We start from the raw sequence: 23,499 nt of genomic DNA on the forward strand, positions 1-23,499 counted from the left end.
ATTGCTTATTACATTATATTCCACATCTACAGTTCTTCATTTTTATCCTACTGTGCCTACTATTCTTATTTGTTTATTATCAGGGATCTCCTGATAAGACAAAACATGAAAGTCATAGGATATATTACGCACAAATCGTGCCAACACTGCGCGTATCCCGGGCTGTACCACTAATACAGAGCTCTCTTGTTTTGCCTGTTGTTGCATTGCTAATTGAGTCAGTGAATGTTGTATTTTATCTGCCATTCCTGGCTCGAAATTTACACCTCCAGATCCACTACTCTGAATAATGTTTTGCAATAATTGTTCCAACTCAGGTTTTAACGTAATAATAGGTAACTCTTCATGAACACCACTGATTTTTTGAGTAATTAATCGAGATAAAGCAATACGTACTTGACTGATTAAATACTCAGTATCCTTAGATTTTGGCGCTAATTCCGCCAAAGTTTCGACTATGGTGCGAATATCTGTTAAAGGAATATGCTCTATTAATAAACCTTGTAAGACTTTACTCACCATTCCTAAGGACAAGCCATCAGGTACTAATTCTTTCACGAGTTTGGGTGAGCTCACTGCAAGTTTATCTAAAAGTTGTTGGGTTTCTTCATAACCTAATAATTGTTGGCTATTCTGCTCCAATATTTGGCTTAAGTGTGTAGCAACGACTGTTGAAGAGTCGACTACAGTATACCCTAACGTGTGGGCTTGCTCTCTTTGGCTTTCATTTATCCAAACCGCTTCCATACCAAAAGCGGGATCACGAGTTTTTATCCCTTCTATTTCGCCAAAAATTTGTCCAGGGTTTATCGCCAAGCAACGATCAAGATGAATCGCCGCTTCTCCCATTATTACTCCCGCCAAACTAATTCGATAATGGTTAGGTTTTAGATCCAAATTATCACGTACATGTACTGAAGGAATCAAAAAACCCAACTCTTGTGATATTTTCTTCCGTACCCCTTTAATTCGAGAAAGTAAAATCCCTCCTTGTGCTTGATCCACTAAAGGTATTAAGCGATATCCTACTTCAAGACTTATCACATCAACAGGATTCACATCATCCCAAGACAATTCCGTAGAGAGATTTGAATTTGGAACAGCAAGAGATTCATTTTCCTGGGTAAGCTGCTCCTTTTGTTTTGCTTTGTCTTGCTTGAGAAATAGATAAGCAATTCCTGCCAAACCTGCAGAAAGAAGAATAAATGCAACATGAGGCATCCCAGGAATAACACCAATTAATCCAATGATACCCGATGCAATAATCAATGAGCGTGGGTTAGCTAATAACTGAGAAATTACCGCATGCCCCATATTTTGTGCACTGGAAACACGAGTCACTATGATGGCGGCTGCAGTGGATAAAACAAGCGAAGGCACTTGCGCCACTAAACCATCCCCAATAGTTAGTAGAATATAATTATGCAAGGCATCCGAAACACTCATTCCATGCTGAAAAACTCCAATAATCAATCCGCCGATAATGTTAACAACTAGAATTAAAATCCCGGCAATTGCATCGCCACGGACAAATTTACTAGCACCATCCATGGAACCATAAAAATCGGCTTCCTGCGCAACTTCCAATCGACGTTTTACCGCTTGTTCCTGATTAATTAATCCCGCATTCAAATCTGCATCGATAGCCATTTGTTTTCCAGGTAAAGAATCCAAAGTAAAACGTGCACTTACTTCTGATACCCGACCAGCACCTTTAGTCACCACCACAAAATTGATGACTACTAAAATTATAAAAACAACTAAACCTACAGCATAGTTTCCTCCAATAACAACCTCACCAAATGATTGAATTACATGACCAGCTGCATCAGTACCTTTATAGCCATTTAATAAAACCACTCGCGTTGAGGCAACATTTAGCGACAAACGTAATAAAGTTGCGAGTAAAATAACCGTTGGAAATACAGCAAAATCTAAAGGTCTTTCGCTATAAATCACGGCTAACAAGACTACAAGTGACAAAGCAATATTAAAAGTAAAAAACACATCCAATAAAAATGGAGGCAAAGGTAACATCATCATGCCAAGCATTGTGATTAGGACCAAGGGTGTACCCAACCCTTGATGCATCCAATATTGCATATACTGTAATGCCTTATTCATTATCAGCCTCCTCTGCATCACGGACTAACTCTGTTGGAATAGGAACATTCTGTAGTACAGTAGGTTTATAGTCATAACGTTCCTTGTCCCGCAATTGAAATACATAAGCCAAAACCTGAGCTACAGCAACATAAAGTCCTCTTGGTATTTCTGCATTTAATTTTGTAGAAAAGTAAAGCGCTCGAGCCAAAGGTGGTACTGAAATAATGGGAATTTTATGTGATGTTGCAATTTTGTTGATTTGAAAAGCAATCAAATCTTTGCCTTTTGCTACGACTATTGGTGCTTTATGGCTTTTTTCTTTATAACAGATTGCTACCGCGTAATGGGTAGGGTTTGTTAACACCACATTTGCTTTAGCAATTTCATTCATCATACGTCGTCTTGATATCTCTTGCTGCGCACGACGAATAGCGCTTTTTATTTCGGGCTTACCTTCTATTTCTTTGTATTCATCTCGCAATTCCTGCATGGTCATTTTCATATTTTTTTGATGTTCATACAATTGGAAAGGTACATCAAAGACAGCGATCAAAATCAAACTAGCAGAAATCAATACAAATGATTTCACTACGATTAAGCTACCGCTGCCAATTGCTGTCTCTATAGGAACATGAGCTAAATGGAGTAATGCAGGAATTTGTATTTTAAGCACTGCTATGGCAACCACTGCGACTAAAAGAAATTTAAAGAATGATTTGGACATCTCGACAAAACCTTTCAACGAAACCATGCGTTTGAGTCCTTGAAATAAATTGAGTCGAGAAAATTTGGGTTGTACTACTTGTGCACTAAAAACCCACCCCCCCATTAGCAAAGGGGCGGCTAAGGTAATGAGAAAAATAACTAGCAATAGGGGCATTAAAGACCAAAATCCCATTTTAGCTAAAAAAAACAAGCGCTCCGCACTTACCACAGAAGTCTGCGTAACTTGCGTATTAAATTCAAATGCATCTCGCATCAGGACTGCTAATTGCATGGCTAATTGTTTTCCGAAAATTAAAAATCCTAAGGCAGTAAAAAGTAAGGTTACTGTAGTATTGAAATCCCTCGAGCGTGCAACTTGCCCCTTTTTACGGGCATCTTTCAGTCGCTTGGCCGAGGGTTGTTCTGTTTTTTCTTGTGTTTGCTCTTGATCACTCATCAGGGTACCATCCCCACCATAAAACGCATCCCTTCTTTGATCAGATCTGCCATCTGTATTGCAATACTCGACAAACCTACCTTAATCACCACCATTCCCATAATTAAGGTAATGGGAAATCCTAAAGAAAAAATATTTAATTGAGGCGCTGCTCGCGACATAATTCCGAATGCTAGACTCACAATAAGCAAAGACAGCAATGCAGGAATTGAGATGAGTAGCGCCTGTTTAAACATCCATCCCGAAAATAACACAACATTCCACACCATCGATGGGGTTACAGATAACTGCCCTATAGACATTACTCTAAAACTATCTAACAAGGTTTCGAAAACGGTTAAATGACCATTAAGTGACAAAAATATTAGGGTCATCATCATAGAATAAAACTGACTTACTAAGGGAACACTTGCTCGGCTTGATGGATCCACCATCAAAGCAAAACTGAGACCTGCCTGCATCGCAATAATTTGTCCACCCAAAACAAAAACCTGAAAAACAAGCTGTAAGACAAAGCCCATTAACAATCCAAACAGAACTTCTTGGATAATATAAGCTAAAAAAAGTCCATTGAAATTAAGGAAAGAAAGCTCTTTAGGAACCATAAACGCACAGACACAACTTAAAACAAAAAGTAAAATAATTTTAATGCGAGTGGGTACCAAGATAGAAGAAAACACAGGCACAGTAAGCAGTAATCCACCAATGCGCCCCATTGGCCAAATCACCTGGCTTATCATATCTATTATTGTTGGATAATCCAGCTTCATCTTTAGTTAACCGATTAAATAAGGAATATTGGTAATTAAAGAATCGGTGTAATTCACCATAGTCTTCAATAACCAAGGACCGGCAAATACAAGCATTAAAAAAGTAATAAATAATTTGGGTATAAAGCTTAGGCTTGTTTCATTTATTTGTGTTGCTGCCTGAAACATAGAAACGATCACACCAACAATCAAACCAGGAAGAATGAGTACCATGATCAATAACAGCATCAAATACACACCTTCACTGAATATAGAAACTACAGAGTCTGGAGTCATATTATTTCCCTATAATTTTTATTTCCTTTGATTCATGATCTGAAAGCGAAAAGTTTTTAGCTCATAGCAAAACTCGACGCCAGCGATCCCAAAATAAGGGTCCACCCATCGACCATAACAAACAGCATGATCTTGAAGGGTAATGAGATAATCAAAGGTGATAGCATCATCATACCCATAGCCATTAGAACACTAGACACCACCATATCAATAATTAAAAAGGGTAGAAACAAAATGAAGCCAATCTGGAATGCTGTTTTTAATTCACTAGTAATGAATGCAGGAATCACTACACTCATTGGCACCTCGTTAAGGTTGGCTGGATTTTTTTGCGCAAATTTTTCAAATAAAGATAAATCATTTTTACGCGTTTGATTTAACATAAACTCACGCAAAGGAGCCTGTGCATTGGCTAAAGCTTGAGGGAATTTCATCGTCTCTGCGAGATAAGGCTGCACTGCCGTATCATTGATTTTATTAAAAACCGGAGACATCACAAAATAAGTCATGAATAACGCAATACCAATTAAGATTTGGTTTGTAGGCGTCTGCGCCATACCTATAGCTTGACGTAATATAGACAATACGATGATGATCCTTGTAAAAGCCGTCATTGCCATCAACATCCCTGGCAAAACAGTTAACAAGGTCATAAAAATCAAAATTTGCAGATTAACACTATAAGTTTGTTCCCCGTTTGCTCCAGGTTGAACCGTCATTGCCGGTAAGGATAAAGGGGCAGCCTGTAAGACTAAGGGGAAAAAACAAAATAGCATAAGAAATAATGTAGTCTGGGTGCAGCGCAGCGGAATTCGGGATTTAAATTCTCTATCTCCCTCTGCTATTAATCTTGTTATTCCCGTGCAAACAGAAATCCATTTGTGAATTAGCATCGATTTTCGATTGGAAAATGATAACCCTTTTTGTCCATATACATTCATCGTCATTTTATGATTTCTTAACTGATTTAAGGAGATCGGCAAACGAAGCTTTATTTATGGACTCAAATCCTGTAGGTAATTGTTCACCAAAATCATGAAGCATGGTGACATATCCTGAACCCGATCCAATCAACAAATAACGCGTTCCCACTTTTAACAAGGTAATTTTTTCCTTAGGACCTAAAATCATACTCGCTACGGATTGAAATCCTTTGGCCGAGCCCATTTGCATACCATGTAACCTCTTCACCACCCAAGACAATATAAGAATGATCAATAAAACCAACAATAAACCCATGAGAACCCGGATGAGTTCCCCATGATTGAGTGTAGAGTCCATCATCTTAATCGCTTAATACGTTCTGCTTTACTGACGATATCGGTTAATCGAACTCCAAATTTATCATTAACCACAACCACTTCCCCATGAGCAACTAAAGTCCCATTGACTAGGACATCAAGCGGATCCCCTGCCAAACGATCCAGTGCTACAATTCCTCCTTGGTTTAGTTGGAGTAAATTACGAATAGTCATTTTAGTGCGGCCGATTTCTACGGTCACTGAGACTGGGATATCCAAAATCAAATCCATTTTTTCACTGTCTGCTTCCTGGGGAAGAGTATTCGATGGTTTGGGTTGTTCAATTGCTTCTTGAGACATTACTTATCTCCTAATAACTAATATTTTTTATTATTTTCACAGCACGCTTGTCATTTGCAGTACCTTGAGTTGCTGTAAATCCTGGGGTCCCTTCAATATCTAAAGTAACTATTTCTTTCATTTCCATAGGTATAAAATCTCCTACTTGCCATGACATTACCGCTCCGAGAGAGCTTTTTGTTTCAGCCATTATCGAACTTACAGTTAATTCAACATCCATTAATTCTTCTTTGAGTGATTTGACCCAGTTCGGATCAATTTCGTCATCTGGACGAGAAGCACCAAGCTCTAGTTGCTCTTTAATTGGCTCAACCATGGAGTAAGGCAAAATAAAATAGAAAATACCTACTTCCTTACCAAAATCCATAGAAAAACGTGCCACCAATAGCATTTCTTCAGGTTCTGCTATATTGACTAATTGTGGGTTTGTTTCATCATTAAATTTAGTGATATCAAGCTGAATAATAGGCTTCCAGGCTTGGCTCAGATTGGCAATAAGCTTTTTCGTTATCACATCCATTACACGCAGCTCGGTAGCAGTAAAATCAGTTCTGTCTTTTTGGGCAAAGAATTGAGAGCTGCCCCCAAAATAATAGTCGACAAGATCATAGACAAAAGTACTATCAAAAAGAATTATCCCTTTGCCTCGTAATGGTTTAAATTTAAAAATACTCATTAAACTTGGGTTGGGCAAACTCTCCATAAAATCGCGATGTTTTATAATAAGTAATGAATCTTGCTTGATCTCAAAATCCTTGGCTGTGACATTGTAGATATCTGATGCAAATAAGCGCACCGCCCGATCATAAATTCTATCTAATACAGGCAACTTACCTTTGACGATACGTTCTTGAGCAGTAAAATTAAGTGTTTTAACATCATTCTCTTTTTTTATTTCAATAGGCTCAAATGCAGAACTTGCGACATCATTTTTATCCGCTTTTGCTTTTTTATCCGATTTTTCCTTAGTACCTGCTGCACTTTCTAATTCTAGATGTTCCTCTTCAGAAGACTCCCCCACTGTTTTTAGTAATGCATCTATTTCTTCTTGTGATAAAACGTTTTTATCAGCCATATAAGCTATCCATACTAATTTTTTTACTTGAATTCACTAAGGGAATTCAAGTAATCCACATGATTTTTTATTGAATACCATTATGCAAACTATATGCCATTTATAAAATGAGCTGGATAATTATAGCCAGTGTGAGGCGTCCATCTTTACCCGGGCTACAGACTCTTGAAAAGATAAGGTATAAGCCACCTTATGGACTCATGATTTGACAGGTTATAAAATCACCGCCAATCATTTGACAATCAAACCAAATGGTTGAAACCATTCAAAAAATCCTACTCATTAATATCTTGCTGACATTTTGACTTTGCCATCTTTCGACAATTTTCCTGACAATCAATCTCATTTGAATTCAGACATTGCGAGTTGATACAATCTTGGCTTGCGTTGTGGAAACACTGGGTCCTGTCATATTTTTGTGCACCCAAATAATCTTGCGGAATATCGGCTGCATAAAGCGAAAGGGAAAAGAGAAAGCCAAAAACGATTAAAATAGTTTTCATCATCATAATTCCTTTTGATATATCTCTAAATGAATTATAGTCTTAAATATTGGAAATAATGAAACAACACATACAATGCACAGCAAAACCAAAATATTCACCAATTTTAGCCGTGCGCACTTTAGCCAGTCGTTCTGTTTACGTCCAGATAGCGAAGAACAACTTGTTGAATACCTTTCTTACAATCATCAGAACAACATTCTCGTACGTGGTTCAGGACTATGTTACAACGACAGTTGTTTTAATACGGATGGTTTTATTATTGATAGCGAACGCCTGAATCATTTTATCGATTTTAACCCTGAAACGGGCATTGTAGTGTGCCAGGGGGGCGTGCCGCTTAAAGATTTATTTTTAGTGCATCCCGATTTTATTCCTCCTGTTCTCCCTGGCACTGTCCATGCTACAGTCGCAGGTGGAATTGCTCATGATGTCCATGGTAAAAATAATCATCACGAGGGTAGTTTTGGACATCATCTCATTGAATTCGATTTATTGATCGGAAGTAAGAAAGTTCATTGCAGCCGTAAAGAAAATAGTGATTTATTTCATGCCACCATTGCCGGATTTGGTCTTACAGGAATTATTACCCGGGCGGCACTCCGTCTAAAAAAGGCTCCTCGTTTTGTGCAAACCACACATAAACAATTTGAATCGCTGCAAACACTTGTGGAATGTATGGGAACAGAGGGTATTCATCATGATTATCAAGTCGCCTGGCTTGATCTTCTTCATCCTATTCCCCGTGCTGTTTTTTCTGTGGCAGATTATTGTGAACCGTTCGAGGATAAGAAATTAAAGATCCACACAGTACCAAAAACTCCATTTTCTTTAATCAAGCCGTGGGGTATCAAATTATTTAATCAGTATTTTTTTAATCATAAAAAAGGGCAAGAAAAACTAGCTCTTGAGCAATTTAATAATCCACTAGATAAACTCCTGCATTGGAACCGACTTTATGGTCCCAAAGGATTAGTTCAATTTCAGGCAGTTTTTAATACAGAGCATGCCTCAGAAATTTTAGATCGATTAGTTCAATTGATGCGGCTTCATAAAGCCACACCCACTCTTGCCGTACTCAAGTTGTTTACCCAATCAGGAGAAGGTTTGCTTTCCTTTTGCAAACCTGGATTTACCCTAGCGGTGGATTTTATTCATGATCTACACTCGAAACAGGCAATTTATGCAATGAATCAATTAATCAGTGAACTTAATGGTCGAGTGTATCTAGCTAAAGATTTCCTTTTAACCGAAGACCAGTTTAAAACGATGTATGATCAACATGAGCAATTCTCTCAAACTCTTGAACGTCATGCATGCCCTATGAACTCTGACATGGCACTACGGTTAGGAATTAAAAAATGATACCAAGGACGTGGGTTATACTAGGTGCAACTTCAATCATTGCGGAAAAATTGGCTCACATTGCTGCCCAATCAGGACACCCATTAATTCTTGTAGGACGTCAGCCAAATCAGCTCCAACTCATTGCAAATGATATCAAACTTCGATATCACGTGAGTTGTGATGTACTTGTTTTGGATTTGGTCGAGCAAGTTAATGATCTGATCGAGTTTTTTAAAAATAATCAGCACGAACTCGATTTATTGATCGCACACAGTGACTTCACCGATAACGATCATTTGAATATCGAAACAATTTCTCACCTCATCAAAGTAAATATTTTGGCTACTACTTTGTTGATCCACACCTACTTAAATCGTCAGCAAAAAGAATATAATTTATTGTTTTTAAGTTCTGTTGCTGCATGTCGTGGACGCGCCAAAAACAGTCTTTATGGAGCAAGTAAAGCATGTATTGAAGTTTATCTGCAAGGGCTGCAACAAACAGCTCAAAGTAATTTAAACATCACCATTGCTCGCTTGGGTTTTATTGACACCAAACAAACCTATGGCATGCCCGGAATTTTTTATGCAGCCCCACCGAACTCTTGTGCAAAAGCCTGTTGGAACGCACTGCGAACTAGAAAAAGACTATTTTATTATCCTTTTTTTTGGCGCTTTATTATGGCAATTATTACCCGATTGCCATTCTTTCTTTATAAGAAAATGGGAAAGATGTAATACCCCTTAATTACCAAAGTACGCTATGGCCAAGTGCATTGTTTTCTAAATTTCTTTGGCGCATCCCACTCGTTTACTTCATAATTTTAATCATGGGTAATATTGTTTTTATGAGCCCAAAAAATTGTAAAATATAGATAACCAAAATAATAAGAACTAGCACATTCAGTAAGCTTTTAATTGAAGGCGGCATAGGTATAAACCTATCTATCAGCCATAAAACCACCCCGAAGACAACAATTATAGCAATTAAATTCAAGAGCTCGTTCATAACTGTCCTTATTTATTATGATTTTCTGTTTTAAATTATAGCAGATTTACAAAGACTTAGGAGTTTGATACTGGAGACAGGGATAATGAAGGACAAGATTACAGAAAATCATTCGTTTTTTACATTTTTTTCTTTCAACAGATCGCGAATTTCAATTAATAATCTTTCTTCTCTAGTGAGTTTTTCTTTCTTTTCTTCTTTTTTTCTTAATAAGGAAAGTGCTTTAATTGCGATAAAAATTGAAAATGAAATGATAGTAAAGTCAATTACTGCCTGAAGAAACTCACCCCACTTTACAATTGCATCTCCTACAGTAAACGTTTTCTTTGCGACATTCACCCCACCTAATAATAAACCAATTAATGGCATAAGAATGCCGCTAACTAATGAACTAATGATTTTGCCAAATGCCGCCCCGATAACAACAGCCACTGAAAGATCAATTACATTTCCTTTGATCGCAAATTCTTTGAATTCATTTATAAATCTCATGCCATTTCCTTATGCAATGATTATTCTACAAATAGTAGCCGGGAGAAGAAAATCCAGGCTACACAAATACCATTTATGAATGACGCACCATCTCCCTAATTTCCTCTATCTTTTTCTCCAAATCAGCCGGAACCTCTCCTCCTCCTTGAGCCATATCATCTCGACCGCCACCTTTTCCACAGAGATGTCTTACCAATGTAGCTGCAGTGGGAGCTTTCCCTAAAATGCTCTTGCTTACACCGGCAATTACATTCATTTTGTTTTGATCCACTGTAAATAAAACGATTACAGCTGAATCAAGTCTAGATTTTAATTGATCCAGAGTAGTTCGCATGGTTTGGCTGTCAACACCCTCCAATTGTTTAACCAGCAAACTAATTCCATTGATTTGTTCTACTTCATTAGCCAGATCTGCCCCTGACTTTTGTGCTTTTTCACTTTGCAGTTTGGCAATTTCTTTTTCTAAACTTTTACTTTCGGCAATAAGTTGCTCTAATTTATCCGGTAAGTTATTCGGGGTGGTTTTTAATAATGAAGCCAACTCACTTAAAAGCGATTGTTGTTCATTAACCCAGCCTAATGCATAACGACCTGTTACCATTTCGATACGTCGTACCCCACTTGCAATTCCGTATTCAGCAACAATTTTAAACAACCCAATATCACCTGTTCGTCGTGCATGGGTTCCGCCACAAAGTTCTTTAGAAAACTCACCCATAGATAATACACGCACCTCATCGGTATATTTTTCTCCAAAAAGAGCGACTGCACCACTTTTTTTGGCAGACTCAATATCCATAACCCGGGTAACTACTTCGTTATTGGCTCGAATTTGATTGTTAACTAATATTTCAATTTCTTTTATTTGTTCTGTAGTCAATGATTCAAAATGGGAAAAGTCAAAACGGGCGCGTTCAGCATCAACCAAGGATCCCTTTTGTTGGACTTGTGGTCCGACTACTGTTTTTAATGCAGCATGTAATAAATGAGTTGCTGTATGATTTAAACGGATTGCTTCTCTACGCTCGTTATCTATTTCAGCTCTCACCAATTGATCTAAAGTTGCAGAACCTTCCACAACTTCACCATAATGCACTATGGCTAAACCTTTTTTTTGTGTGTCATCCACACGAAACCGTAAACCTGTACTTGTTAATATTCCCTTATCCCCTACTTGCCCACCACTTTCTGCATAAAAAGGTGTATGATCTAAAACTACAGCTCCTTTTGCACCTTTACTCAAGACTTCGACTTCATTTCCATCTCGAAGCAATGCAATAATTTTTGCTTCGGTCTCTTTTTGCTCATACCCATGAAAATTGGATTGATAATCCAATTGGGCATTGTTGCTATAATCCACGCTGAACTGACTTGCTGCTTGAGATTGCTCTCTTTGCTGTCGCATCAATTGATTGAAACCATCCATATCTACATAGAGCCCTTGTTCTCGAGCTATATCCGCGGTTAAATCCACTGGAAATCCGTAGGTATCATATAGTTTAAATGCGATTTCCCCTGATATTTCGTGCCCTCCAAGAGAATGCATCTGGTCTTGCAGCAGACGTAACCCCTGATCAAGGGTGCGGGCAAACTGATTTTCTTCTTGGCTAAGAATTTTTTCTATATGCGCTTTAGCTTTTATCAATTCCGGGTATGCATCACCCATTACCGTAATTAAAGGATCTACTAATTGTGAAAAGAATGGCGTCGGTAAACCTAACTTATTCCCGTGCCTTATAGCCCTTCTTATTATTCTTCTTAGCACATAGCCTCGTCCCTCATTTCCAGGGATTACTCCATCAGCAATTAAAAATGCACAAGAACGAATATGGTCAGCAATTACTTTCAAAGAAGTGTGATTTAGATCGGTAACAGATCCAAGTTTCGCTGTTGCTTGAATCAAATACTGGAATATATCCGTTTCATAATTACTATGTACGCCTTGAACAACTGCAGCAAGGCGTTCAAGTCCCATTCCTGTATCCACAGAGGGTTTGGGTAATGGATGCAGATTTCCATCTTTATCCCTATTAAATTGCATGAACACCAGGTTCCAGATTTCAATATATCGATCCCCATCCTCATCCGGGCTGCCTGGAGGACCTCCTGGAATTTCAGGGCCATGATCATAAAAAATTTCAGTGCATGGACCACAAGGACCTGTATCCCCCATAGACCAAAAATTATCCTTTTCACCACAACGAGAGAAACGTGCAGCCGAAACATTCATTTCTTTTAACCAAATATCTTCTGCTTCCTGATCTTCTTTATAAACAGTTACCCACAACCGCTCTTCAGGCAAATGCAGCACTTGAGTTAAAAATTCCCAAGCAAATTTTATTGCTTCTCTCTTGAAATAATCACCGAAACTAAAATTACCCAACATTTCAAAAAATGTATGGTGTCTTGCTGTATATCCTACATTTTCCAAATCATTATGTTTACCACCTGCACGAACACAGCGCTGTGCCGTAACCGCTCGCTGATACGAGCGTGTTTCAAGTCCCAAAAATAAATCCTTAAATTGCACCATCCCCGCATTAGTAAACAATAAAGTCGGATCATTAGCAGGAATTAAGGAGCTGGATTCCACGAGTTGATGACCACGTTGTGTGAAATAATCAAAAAATGCTTCTCTAATTTCAGAACTTTTCATTTCGAATCAACACCAATTTGAGTTAATTTTAATTTCGGTCGTACTATGCAAATGCGCAGCACAATCACTACACATCGCCCAGGCTACAAGCACCTAGGCTACGATTTCATTTTTATTTTTTTAATTCTTTTTTCACTTGAGCAATGGTATCCATACCAAATCCACGGTAAAGCAAAAAACGCTGATGTTTTTGAAGTTCATCAAACGATAAATCACATTGACCTTTAGTTTTTTTCTGCCATACATCTAAAGCATAAGTCAGCCAATTATCTTCTTCCTGCTGTAAGAATTGATTAATTAATTCCTTATCAATCCCTTTACTACTCAATTCCTGGCTTATTTTTAAAGGTCCATAACCTTGACGTATTCGTAAGCGACAACATAGTTCTACAAAGCGTCGATCACTTTGTATATCCAAGCGTTGGCATTCATCCAATGCTTTTTTTGCTTCTATCGCACTATATCCTTTTTGCTTTAATTTATCACAAAGCTCTAAGGCACTGTGCTCGCGCCTGGACAACAGACGCACAGCACAATCAAATGCTTTAGTCATCAACGGCCTCAAATTCTTCCGCACTAGCTGACGCAAGCATAGGGAGTTTTTTCTCTAAAAGCTCCGTACGAATTTGATGTTCAAGAGTTGCTGCAATTTGAGGATTCTCTTTTAAGTATAAGCGAACATTATCTTTCCCCTGGCCAATTTTCTCACCTTTATAGCTGTACCAAGCTCCAGATTTTTCAATCAGATTGAGTTGGACACCTAAGTTGATAATTTCACTTTCACGAGAAATACCTTCGTTATACAGTATATCAAATTCGGTCATCTTAAATGGCGGAGCCACTTTATTCTTAACCACTTTAACTCGTGTTTCACTACCCAAGATTTCCTCGCCTTTTTTAATTGATCCAATACGACGAATATCCAGGCGCACAGAAGCGTAGAATTTTAATGCATTACCTCCAGTGGTGGTTTCGGGACTACCAAACATTACGCCAATTTTCATACGAATCTGGTTAATAAAAATGACCAGCGTATTGGAACGTTTAATATTAGCAGTCAATTTCCGTAACGCTTGGGACATCAGTCGAGCTTGTAAACCCACATGTGAATCTCCCATTTCTCCTTCAATTTCTGCTTTCGGGGTTAAGGCAGCAACAGAGTCCACGATAATGACATCAACTGCAGCGGAACGTACCAGCATATCGGTAATTTCTAAAGCTTGCTCCCCGGTATCAGGTTGAGAGACCAATAGCTCATCCACATTTACACCCAGTTTTTGCGCATAGCTTGGGTCCAAAGCGTGTTCTGCGTCAATAAATGCGGCAGTGCCTCCTATTTTTTGACATTCGGCAATAACTTGTAATGTTAAAGTGGTTTTACCAGAAGACTCTGGGCCATAAATTTCAACGATACGTCCTTTGGGCAAACCGCCAATTCCCAATGCAATGTCTAATCCTAAAGACCCTGTTGAAATGGCCTCTATATCTCGAGAGACAGTACTGTCACCCATACGCATCACTGATCCCTTGCCAAACTGACGTTCAATTTGCGAGAGGGCTGCGGATAATGCTTTTTGTTTATTTTCTTCCATAATAGTTCCAGATAGTTATATGCAAGGGTAAAATTATCACACAGATAGGAATAAGCAGCAATTGATTCACCCTATTTAAGGAGTTTTTTGCCTCAAACTCAAATGAAGTAAAAATAAACTATTGCATTCAGGCCAAAAACCAGCGCGCTACTGAAAAATCGACAGGCATTGAACAAACATTAATCATTTGGTAAAATTTAAGAACATATTTTTTTGAGGTTGAGATCATGCAAAGTAAAAGCGAGGAACTGAGTTCTAAGGTAGCAGCGAATTCATTATATGCAGCACGCCTAGCAATAAATATTTCTAATGCAGCCAAACATATATTTTTTCAGACACCCGAGGAAGCTAATGTACCCTTTAAAGATCGTATGCAAGTTCAATTTGAACGAAAAGCACTCCCAATAGCTGAAGATTTGACCTCCATAACCATAGGAAAATAAATAAATGCACTAGAGGTTTTAACTAGAGTAAATATCAAATTTACATAGATCGGAATTACTATGGGCTAAGATATTCCTGTCTAGATTACCTTATCGTCGTAATATTTATCGGTTTTTGATATAAGAAAGAATACCAGATAACGCCTCTTCGCATGCAGCCAAACGTATATCGTTCCGACTTCCAGTGAATTGCTTTCTTAATATTTTGGGTTTCATGTCCCTAGCTACCCAACCAAAACACACCGTTCCTACAGGTTTCTCAGAGCTGCCCCCATCAGGTCCAGCAATACCCGTAACCGATACAGCTACATGCCCTACACTATGTTGTAACGCACCAGTCGCCATCGCCAGGGCAACAGGTTCACTGACCGCACCGTATTCTTCAATCAATTGCTTAGGCACTGAAAGTAACTCTTCTTTCGCGAGATTGCTGTACGTAACAAATCCACGCTCAAACCAGACTGAACTTCCAGGAACTTCAGTGAGATAACTTGCAATGAGCCCGCCAGTACATGATTCAGCCGTAACTAATTGCCAATTCATTTTTTTAAGAATTGCTGATATTTGTTTGATAAGTTTCTCAAAAGAACTCATGACAGGTCGTAATTTTCCTGGGTTACGGCCTAAGCCTTCACCCAGGTTAAAGATTTACTGGTTTTGAGTTTGATTTCCACCAGCAGGTTGTTGTGCTGGAGCTGGTTGTTGTTGTGTTGTAGTAGTTTCAGTAGTAGTGGTAGCAGTAGGTTGTTTGTTACTTGACTCACCACATGCAGTTAGCGTTAACGCTAAAAAACCAGTTGCAGCGATTAAAGCGATACGATTCATTTAATTTCTCCCTATAAGTTTAATATTTTTTTTAAATCCCTTTAGATTCTAGCAAATAAATTTGACTTCAACCATGACCTATTGATATTTCAGTAAAAAAGTATGCCATTATCTTATTTAGATATTCAAAAAATTAACAACCCACTTAGCAAATACCCTGTCATCACAGTGTTGCTGCAGCGATTTTAATCCCTGCGCAGCTACTTCTTGGCTTAAATTATTTTTGCGAAGTTCAATTAAGGCCCGGGAATAACTTTTGCTGTATTCAGGGTGACCTTGTACAGTAAGTAGGTTGTCGCGAATCTGCACCATGTAAAATGGACAAAAGTCACTCGCTGCCAAAACCTCTGCTCCCTCCGGAAGGAGTACCACTTGATCCTGATGGCTAACGATTAGATTTAAAATTCCGAGAGATGGCGACATCCATGGCTTGAGTTGCGTAATTTTATTTACGGACACTCCAATACCCCACCCTTGATGAGCTTTTATAACCTTTCCTCCTAATGCCTTTGCAATAAGTTGATGACCAAAACAAATCCCTATGATTTTTTTCCTTGCCGCATGAAGGCATCGAACAAATTCTTCAAGCGCTCTAATCCAAGATAAATCCTCATTAACGCCATAGCGACTTCCAGTAATAATATAAGCATCCACGACATCCATATTGCTAGGTAATTCACCAAAACGAACATCAAAAACAGTGAACTTTAAATTGGGTTCTTCTACTTGTAGGAGCTGGATATACATTTCAAGATAGGTTCCATGTACAGCAATTAACCTTGAGTCTACTTGGTCACATTGCAATATTCCAATTTTCATGGCAGTCCTTAAGGTGCTTCTGCCAATCGCTTCATTATTGTCTGTGAAGGATGGGGATAATTGCCGCGGATTGCTCCCAACAGAATGCGTTCATATTGTTCTGTATCGAAGAGAATGGGATTGCTCTGGGCAGAAGGATCTTCTGTGGCCATATTTGCAATACGTTTCACTTGTCGTTCATCAATACCAATTTCAATTAAACAGTGCTCGATACCTAACTCACGTCGCAACTGGATTATCCACTCAAGAAATCCATCAAACCCACTTTCAATCTCTAAATAGGTTGCTAACCTACTTATCTTATATTCAATTTCAGATCGATTCGCGAGTAGCACATACGGCATGAGAATGGCATTTAATCGTCCGTGATGTGCGTCATAAATTGCTCCCAAAGGATGAGCAAGTGCATGCATAGCCCCTAACCCACGTTGAAAAGCCGTTGCCCCCATCGAAGAAGCTACGAGCATTTGGGTCCGCGAATTGATATCAGTACCATTTTGCATTACTCGGGGTAAATGTTCTTTTATTAGACGAATCCCTTCCAGAGCAATTCCTTCGGCAAGCGGGTGATAACTAGGAGCACAATAAGCTTCCAAACAGTGAGACAGTGCATCCATCCCAGTTGCTGCCGTAATGTTCGGTGGTAAAGCAACAGTCAACCCCGGATCTAAAATAACCATAACTGGCATCATTTTTGGATGAAAAATAATCTTTTTGCGTTGCTCTTGGGTATCGGTAATTACCGAAGCACGTCCCACCTCTGAACCAGTACCTGCTGTAGTGGGTACAGCGATTATGGGCGCTACGCCTGCAGCATTCACCCGGCGCCAATTATCTCCTATGTCTTCAAAATCCCATAGTGGACGATCTTGTCCAACCATCAAGGCAATGGCTTTACCGGCATCAAGCGCAGAGCCTCCACCCAAAGCAATAATCCCATCATGGTTCCCCTTTTGATACGCATCTACACCGGCCATAACATGTTCTCCCGATGGATTGGCTTTAACATCGGCGAATACAGAACAAAACAACCCCGCATCTTGGCAATGTGCCAGGATGGACTCAACCACCGGCAATTTTGCGAAATTACTATCGGTGACTAGGAGAGGCGCATTCATTTCTAAGGTATGACATACTTCGACAAGTTCACGAATACGTCCTGCTCCTACCTTTATCGAAGTAGGATAATTCCAATTAGCCGTCAGTGAGGTACTCATTATGATAGATTCCTTTCTAAATTAACCGTTTTTAAATGATACGATTTGGGTCTAGTCAATACGTCATATCCTATAGAAGAAAGCGTACATCCACGCCCAGAATTTTTAATTCCAGTCCAAGCCAAGGCAGGATCTAGATAATCACAACGGTTGATAAAAAATGTTCCTGTATGAAGTTGTTCACCAAGAGCCACTCCTTGGGGTATATCTTGAGTAAAAACAGCAGCGGTTAATCCATACTGGCTGTCATTCATCAATGTAATCGCTTCTTCATCATTATCAACAGCCATGATACCGACCACTGGCCCAAAAGTCTCTTCTGTCATTATCCGCATGTTGTGATTTACTTGCGTTAAAATTTGGGGCGCCATATAAGCAGTTCCAGGTTGATCCATCAAAAAATCTCGACTATCAATATGTGCTATAGCCCCTTGCGCCAATGCTTCGTGAATCTGTGCCTGCACAAAAGCGACAGAAGAAGGACGAACAAGGGGTCCCAAGGTTGTTTCCGGATCATCGGGACGCCCAAGTTTATATTGTTTAACCAAGGCTACTGCCTTATTAACAAATTGTTCGTAAATACTCTTGTGAACGTAAATACGTTCAATACCGCAACAGGATTGACCGGAGTTAAAGAAGGCCCCATCCATCAGTGTATCTACGGCATTATCAATATCCGCATCACAACGAACATAAGCGGGATCTTTCCCTCCAAGTTCCAAGCCAATACTCAAAAAACGCCCGGCGGTTACTCGTTCAATCATTGTCCCACCCGCAACCGAACCTGTAAAAGCGACATTGTTTATAGACGAATCACGCAAAATTTTTTCAGTATCTGAATGAGTCAGATGTAAATACTGAAACACTCCTCGAGGAAGATTTGCTTCTCTAAAAGCTTGATCAAATCGCTCCGCTACAAGTGGTGTTTGCGCTGAATGTTTGAGTAAGACCACATTTCCAGCCATTATAGCTGGGATGATGGCATTGACGGCAGTGAGGTAAGGATAGTTCCAAGGAGCAATAACAAATGTCAGCCCTAATGGTTCACGTTTGATGTAACGAATAAAGCCCGTTTTTTCAGGTAATGAGATAGGCCCAAGTGCATCGCGTGCAGCAGCGATCATATAACGAGCTCGCTCCTCAAAACCATTTATTTCCCCAGCAGCATAACGAATTGGTCTCCCCATTTGCCAACAAATTTCTTTGGCTATCTCATCCTTTTTAGCTACCAAAGCCTCTACTGCTGCAATACAGTAACTCTCACGTTCGGATAAGGTAGTGGCTGCCCATTGTTTTTTTGCACTTAATGCGCTATCCAAAGCAAATTGAATCTCATTGTCTTTGGCAAATGCACGCTCTACATATAGAGAATTATCTATAGGCGAATAGGTTTTCAAAGTGTCGTTCATAATCGAGCAAACCCTGGTTAAATAATTTCAAAGTAACGATCCAATTCCCAATCTGTAATATGACGACGAAATTCGCGCTCTTCCCATTCACGAGAACCGGCAAAATGTTCAACAAATGAATCGCCAAATAAAGAACGAGCGACCTTTGACTCTCTAAGACGAGTCGCTGCTTCCCAAAGAGTTCGTGGTAAAGCAAGCTCAACTTCGTGTTGTTGTGTATAAGAATTGCCTTTAATTTCAGGATAGGGTTCTAGTTTTTGCTCAATTCCATACAAACCAGAGCCCAAAGCGGCAGCCAGAGCTAAATATGGATTCGAATCTGCAGAACCCAAACGATATTCAACTCGTTGGGATGTGTCACTTCCGGGTATAACTCGTATAGCCGTGGTACGATTTTCTACACCCCAGGTTGCATCAGTTGGAGCCCAGAATCCTGGAACCAAGCGAGAGAAACTGTTCACAGTGGGTGAAACCATTGCCAAGAACTCGGGCATGAGTCTCTGTTGGCCTGCGACAAAATGCCGTTGAATTTCACTCATATTATAAGGCATAGAAGGTTCATAAAATGCACTAGCTCCCTCCTCTTTATGACGTAAAGAAAGATGAATATGCCCGCTTTGACCAGGATAATGCGGCGACCATTTAGCCATAAAAGTTGCCATCATATTGTTGCGCTGCGCTAAAATCTTCATAAACGTTTTAAACAAGGCAGCCTTATCCCCGGCTTCAATGGCCTTATCTACAGCAATCGCTGCTTCGATCACCCCAGGCCCTGTTTCCGCATGCAAACCCTCAATAGGGAAATCCATAATCTCACTCATATTAAGGATCTGATGATATAAATCCGCATGAACGGTATTGCGAATCATAGAATAACCAAAGAAATCAGGTGTTATAGGTTTTAAATTGCGGAAACTTTTAGAACGCACACTGTCAGGTGTTTCATCAAACATAAAGAATTCATATTCTAATGCTGCATAGACGGCAAACCCCATTGAATCTGCTTTATTAACAACCCGACGCAGCAACGCTCGAGGACATATGGTTTCAGCCTCTCCAGCAAATTCAGCCATAAATAACAACTGATTTTCTTCAAAAACGAGATCGCGACACGTTTCGGGAAGAATACGCACTAAAGTATCAGGGTAACCCGTGTGCCAACCGGTATATTTTCCATTATCGTAAAGTTTATCTTTGGAGTCCCACCCCAAGATCACATCACAAAAAGAAAAACCATTATCCAGAGCCGAGAAGAACTTTTTACGGCTCATGTACTTTCCAAGCATTACCCCATCGATATCAAATAAACCAACTTTGACGTGGGTTAGATTACGCTCCTCAACAATTTTTCTTGCTGCTTCAACGGTCTTTACATCCTTTGGATTTAACATAGCATTTCCTTTGCCTGTTCATGATGAATCGTTAAATTAGTCTATTTGATAATATCCAGATTCTGTTCTTGGATCCAGGAGTATTTATTGATGTTTAAGATGGCATAAATGTAAAAATTGCACCCATTTTATCTCTACAACTCGTATTAACGCATCTTCTCATCAGTCACTTCAAATTGAGTCTACTCTACCTTATGTGATTTTGTTAAAATCCCCGAAACTTCAACTTGAGTGTAACCATTCATGACTACTTCCCATACCCCGATGATGCAACAGTATTTACGCATAAAATCAGAATATCCTGATATGCTTCTGCTCTATCGTATGGGTGACTTTTATGAATTATTCTTTGATGATGCCAAACGTGCATCACAATTATTAGATCTTACCTTAACCCATCGTGGCCAATCTGCTGACAAACCCATTCCCATGGCTGGTGTTCCTTATCATGCTGTAGAAAATTATTTGGCTCGATTGATTAAAAAAGGGGAATCAGTAGCTATTTGTGAACAAATAGGAGATCCTGCAACGAGCAAGGGACCTGTAGAACGAAAAGTTACCCGTATTATTACTCCGGGAACTGTGACTGATGAAGCGCTTTTGGAAGCTAAAAAGGATAATTTACTTTTAGCTGTTCACCACCAAAAGCAAAAAATCGGTCTTGCATGGGTTGAATTAAGTAGTGGCCGTTTTCATTTACTGGAATTCGCAGAAGTTAACCAGCTGAGCGCAGAGCTTACGAGGTTACAACCGGCTGAACTCCTCTTAAAAGAATCCTCCTTTCTAGAAGAATATTGCCAAAATTTTCCCATAAAACAAAGACCAGGTTGGGAGTTTTGCTTCGACAATGCCAAAAAACTTTTATGCGAACAATTTTCAGTACATGATCTTACTGCATTTGGGGAAAATGAATATACCACCGCGTTGGTCGCTGCCGGTGCTTTATTGGCTTATTTACACACCACACAAAAACAAGCGCTGCCTCATTTAACTACTATAACCCTCGAAAATACGAAGGATTACTTGCAACTCGATGCTGCAACCCAAAAACACCTAGAATTATTTGATAATATAAGTGGTAATTATGAAAACAGCTTGTTATCTCTTTTGGATAAAACCGCCTGCTCCATGGGGAGTCGTTTACTCAAACGCTGGTTAGGTAGACCACTTAAACATCGTGACCAGATCATCGCCCGTCAGGATGCAGTCATGGAAATAATGCATTTACAAAACGATGCATCCATCCATGAGTTATTGAGACAAACCTGTGATGTGGAACGAATTATTTCACGCATTGCTCTAAAATCAGCTCGACCACGTGATTTAGTAGCTTTAAGTCATACTTTAGCCCTTCTTCCCCAATTGAATGCTGTATTAGTACACAACAAAAGCGAGCTCACGTTACACTTAAAAAATCATCTTAAACCAGTACCAGTACTCCAGGAATTGCTTCAAATCGCAATCATCGAAAACCCACCCGTATTAATTCGTGATGGCGGGGTTATCGCTCCGGGTTTTGATGAAGAGCTTGATGAACTAAGAATGCTCAGCACACGTGCCAACGATAAACTGATGCAACTGGAGTTGGAAGAAAAACAAAGAACGGGACTTTCCTCTCTTAAATTTGGCTTCAATAACGTACAAGGCTATTTTATTGAACTGTCCAAAATGCAATCAGAAAAAGCTCCTCCTCATTACCATAGAAAACAAACTTTAAAAAATGTAGAACGTTATATCACTCCAGAATTGAAGCAATTTGAGGAAAAGGTATTATCGGCACAAGTAAAAGCCTTAGCACGCGAAAAATGGTTGTATGAGAATTTACTGGTAGAAATCCAGAAAAATATAAGGGAATTAACACAGATAGCCCAGGCTCTAGCACAACTGGATGTGATAACCACTCTAGCGGAGCGTGCACAAAGTCTCCATTGGTGTTGTCCAAATCTCGTGACGGAGCCCCAAATAATCATTGAGGCTGGTCGCCATCCAGTCATTGAACATTTGCTACAAGAACGATTTATCGCCAATGACCTCCACCTGAAACCCTCGCAAAATATCTTACTCATCACCGGTCCAAATATGGGCGGTAAATCCACATACATGCGCCAAACTGCGTTAATTGTACTTCTCGCTCATATAGGCAGTTTTGTACCTGCTAAATCAGTAACTTTAGGACCTATTGATAGAATTTTTACTCGTATTGGTGCTAGTGATGATTTGGCCTCGGGACGTTCAACTTTCATGGTAGAAATGACTGAAACAGCACAAATTTTAAGACAAGCCACCCATGAAAGTTTGGTTTTAATAGACGAAATCGGTCGTGGCACCAGTACGTACGATGGAATGGCGTTGGCTTATGCTGCCTGCACTTATTTGGCAACAACCATCAAAGCCTATACATTATTTTCCACTCACTACTTTGAATTAACCAAGCTTCCCCAACAATGGTCCTGTATTCGGAATGTCCATCTACAAGCCTCATTAGATACTGGCCGCATCATCTTTTTATATCGAGTGGAGCCAGGAAGTGCAAGTCGAAGCTATGGGCTTGAAGTCGCTGAGCTGGCCGGGATACCAGCTGAAGTTTTAAAAATTGCTCATACGCACTTAAATCAAATACAAAATCAGACCCCTTCAATAGTTCAAGAACAAGCAATAGTCCAGGTAAATCCTAAATCACCTATTTTACGTGAGTTGAGGCAAATTGATCCCGATCAATTGACGGCAAGAGAAGCTCTCGATTTGATTTATAAACTTAAAGAGATGGAAACCGCGGATGTGTAATAAAAGCATAAACTCATCGAAAC

At 39.4% G+C, this 23,499-nt stretch carries 23 protein-coding genes; 4 read left to right on the plus strand and 19 right to left on the minus strand.

Translation table 11 applies throughout. The features are described from left to right. Nucleotides 1-42: 42 nt before the first annotated feature. From flhA to fliM, 8 genes are all read right to left on the minus strand, one after another. A complete protein-coding gene (flhA, locus tag ACWTE2_RS14295; protein ID WP_454785866.1) occupies nt 43-2,124 on the minus strand; it encodes a flagellar biosynthesis protein FlhA in 2,082 nt (693 codons plus the stop codon). Next, complete coding sequence (gene flhB / locus ACWTE2_RS14300) at nt 2,117-3,268, minus strand: flagellar biosynthesis protein FlhB (protein WP_454785867.1); 1,152 nt, start codon at nt 3,266-3,268, stop codon at nt 2,117-2,119. The genes flhA and flhB overlap by 8 nt, the downstream gene beginning before the upstream one ends. After that, entirely contained in the window at nt 3,268-4,038 is a 771-nt protein-coding gene (fliR, locus tag ACWTE2_RS14305; RefSeq protein WP_454785868.1) for a flagellar biosynthetic protein FliR, read from the minus strand. Before fliR ends, flhB begins: the two co-directional genes overlap by 1 nt. A gap of 6 nt (nt 4,039-4,044) precedes the next feature. Continuing rightward, nucleotides 4,045-4,314, minus strand: a complete 270-nt coding sequence (gene fliQ / locus ACWTE2_RS14310) for a flagellar biosynthesis protein FliQ (protein WP_182393266.1) — start codon at nt 4,312-4,314, stop codon at nt 4,045-4,047. Between the two features lie 56 nt (nt 4,315-4,370). Continuing rightward, on the minus strand, nt 4,371-5,090 hold the full coding sequence (fliP, locus tag ACWTE2_RS14315) for a flagellar type III secretion system pore protein FliP (protein ID WP_454785990.1): 720 nt from the start codon (nt 5,088-5,090) through the stop codon (nt 4,371-4,373). Nucleotides 5,091-5,262: 172 nt separating this feature from the next. Beyond that, the gene (gene fliO, locus ACWTE2_RS14320) at nt 5,263-5,595 is read right to left on the minus strand and encodes a flagellar biosynthetic protein FliO (protein ID WP_454785991.1); all 333 of its coding nucleotides are present in this window, start codon (nt 5,593-5,595) and stop codon (nt 5,263-5,265) included. Beyond that, nucleotides 5,595-5,915: a flagellar motor switch protein FliN gene (gene fliN / locus ACWTE2_RS14325; RefSeq protein WP_076547449.1), complete on the minus strand. Its 321-nt coding sequence runs from the start codon at nt 5,913-5,915 to the stop codon at nt 5,595-5,597. The genes fliO and fliN overlap by 1 nt, the downstream gene beginning before the upstream one ends. Nucleotides 5,916-5,925: 10 nt before the next feature. Beyond that, nucleotides 5,926-6,990: a flagellar motor switch protein FliM gene (gene fliM, locus ACWTE2_RS14330; RefSeq protein WP_454785869.1), complete on the minus strand. Its 1,065-nt coding sequence runs from the start codon at nt 6,988-6,990 to the stop codon at nt 5,926-5,928. Between the two features lie 578 nt (nt 6,991-7,568). On the opposite strand from fliM, the gene ACWTE2_RS14335 reads away from it, so the two are divergent. Both ACWTE2_RS14335 and ACWTE2_RS14340 read left to right on the plus strand, forming a co-directional pair. Then, complete coding sequence (locus ACWTE2_RS14335) at nt 7,569-8,858, plus strand: FAD-binding oxidoreductase (RefSeq protein ID WP_454785871.1); 1,290 nt, start codon at nt 7,569-7,571, stop codon at nt 8,856-8,858. Then, nucleotides 8,855-9,577: an SDR family NAD(P)-dependent oxidoreductase gene (locus ACWTE2_RS14340; RefSeq protein WP_454785872.1), complete on the plus strand. Its 723-nt coding sequence runs from the start codon at nt 8,855-8,857 to the stop codon at nt 9,575-9,577. Before ACWTE2_RS14335 ends, ACWTE2_RS14340 begins: the two co-directional genes overlap by 4 nt. 73 nt (nt 9,578-9,650) lie before the next feature. Here ACWTE2_RS14340 and ACWTE2_RS14345 read toward each other — a convergent pair whose 3' ends face one another. The 5 genes from ACWTE2_RS14345 to recA form a co-directional block, all read right to left on the minus strand. Then, a complete protein-coding gene (locus tag ACWTE2_RS14345) occupies nt 9,651-9,848 on the minus strand; it encodes a Thivi_2564 family membrane protein (protein WP_454785873.1) in 198 nt (65 codons plus the stop codon). Between the two features lie 108 nt (nt 9,849-9,956). Next, on the minus strand, nt 9,957-10,340 hold the full coding sequence (gene mscL, locus ACWTE2_RS14350; RefSeq protein ID WP_454785874.1) for a large conductance mechanosensitive channel protein MscL: 384 nt from the start codon (nt 10,338-10,340) through the stop codon (nt 9,957-9,959). 73 nt (nt 10,341-10,413) lie between these two features. Then, complete coding sequence (gene alaS / locus ACWTE2_RS14355; protein WP_454785875.1) at nt 10,414-12,996, minus strand: alanine--tRNA ligase; 2,583 nt, start codon at nt 12,994-12,996, stop codon at nt 10,414-10,416. 112 nt (nt 12,997-13,108) lie between these two features. Then, nucleotides 13,109-13,549 (minus strand): recombination regulator RecX, encoded by a 441-nt coding sequence (gene recX / locus ACWTE2_RS14360; protein WP_454785876.1) that lies wholly within the window; start codon nt 13,547-13,549, stop codon nt 13,109-13,111. Continuing rightward, nucleotides 13,542-14,588 carry a recombinase RecA gene (gene recA, locus ACWTE2_RS14365; protein ID WP_182393259.1) on the minus strand — a complete coding sequence of 349 codons (1,047 nt, stop codon included), beginning with the start codon at nt 14,586-14,588 and terminating at the stop codon, nt 13,542-13,544. The genes recX and recA overlap by 8 nt, the downstream gene beginning before the upstream one ends. Before the next feature lie 227 nt (nt 14,589-14,815). On the opposite strand from recA, the gene ACWTE2_RS14370 reads away from it, so the two are divergent. Beyond that, entirely contained in the window at nt 14,816-15,031 is a 216-nt protein-coding gene (locus tag ACWTE2_RS14370) for a hypothetical protein (protein ID WP_454785877.1), read from the plus strand. A 105-nt stretch (nt 15,032-15,136) separates the two neighbouring features. On the opposite strand, the gene ACWTE2_RS14375 is transcribed toward ACWTE2_RS14370, so the two are convergent. The 6 genes from ACWTE2_RS14375 to ACWTE2_RS14400 form a co-directional block, all read right to left on the minus strand. Then, the gene (locus ACWTE2_RS14375) at nt 15,137-15,625 is read right to left on the minus strand and encodes a CinA family protein (protein ID WP_454785878.1); all 489 of its coding nucleotides are present in this window, start codon (nt 15,623-15,625) and stop codon (nt 15,137-15,139) included. 54 nt (nt 15,626-15,679) lie between these two features. Continuing rightward, nucleotides 15,680-15,856, minus strand: a complete 177-nt coding sequence (locus ACWTE2_RS14380) for a hypothetical protein (RefSeq protein WP_182393256.1) — start codon at nt 15,854-15,856, stop codon at nt 15,680-15,682. 117 nt (nt 15,857-15,973) lie between these two features. Continuing rightward, entirely contained in the window at nt 15,974-16,675 is a 702-nt protein-coding gene (locus tag ACWTE2_RS14385) for a glutamine amidotransferase-related protein (RefSeq protein ID WP_454785879.1), read from the minus strand. An 8-nt stretch (nt 16,676-16,683) separates the two neighbouring features. Then, a complete protein-coding gene (locus ACWTE2_RS14390) occupies nt 16,684-17,892 on the minus strand; it encodes an iron-containing alcohol dehydrogenase (protein WP_454785880.1) in 1,209 nt (402 codons plus the stop codon). Further along, the gene (locus ACWTE2_RS14395) at nt 17,892-19,301 is read right to left on the minus strand and encodes an aldehyde dehydrogenase family protein (RefSeq protein WP_454785881.1); all 1,410 of its coding nucleotides are present in this window, start codon (nt 19,299-19,301) and stop codon (nt 17,892-17,894) included. The genes ACWTE2_RS14390 and ACWTE2_RS14395 overlap by 1 nt, the downstream gene beginning before the upstream one ends. 17 nt (nt 19,302-19,318) lie before the next feature. Further along, nucleotides 19,319-20,692, minus strand: coding sequence for a glutamine synthetase family protein (locus ACWTE2_RS14400; protein ID WP_454785882.1), 1,374 nt, complete (start codon nt 20,690-20,692; stop codon nt 19,319-19,321). A 243-nt stretch (nt 20,693-20,935) separates the two neighbouring features. Here ACWTE2_RS14400 and mutS point away from each other — a divergent pair, with 243 nt between their 5' ends. Next, nucleotides 20,936-23,476: a DNA mismatch repair protein MutS gene (gene mutS / locus ACWTE2_RS14405; RefSeq protein ID WP_454785883.1), complete on the plus strand. Its 2,541-nt coding sequence runs from the start codon at nt 20,936-20,938 to the stop codon at nt 23,474-23,476. The last annotated feature ends 23 nt before the right edge of the window (nt 23,477-23,499 follow it).

The organism is Legionella nigrisilvae (assembly GCF_977063395.2).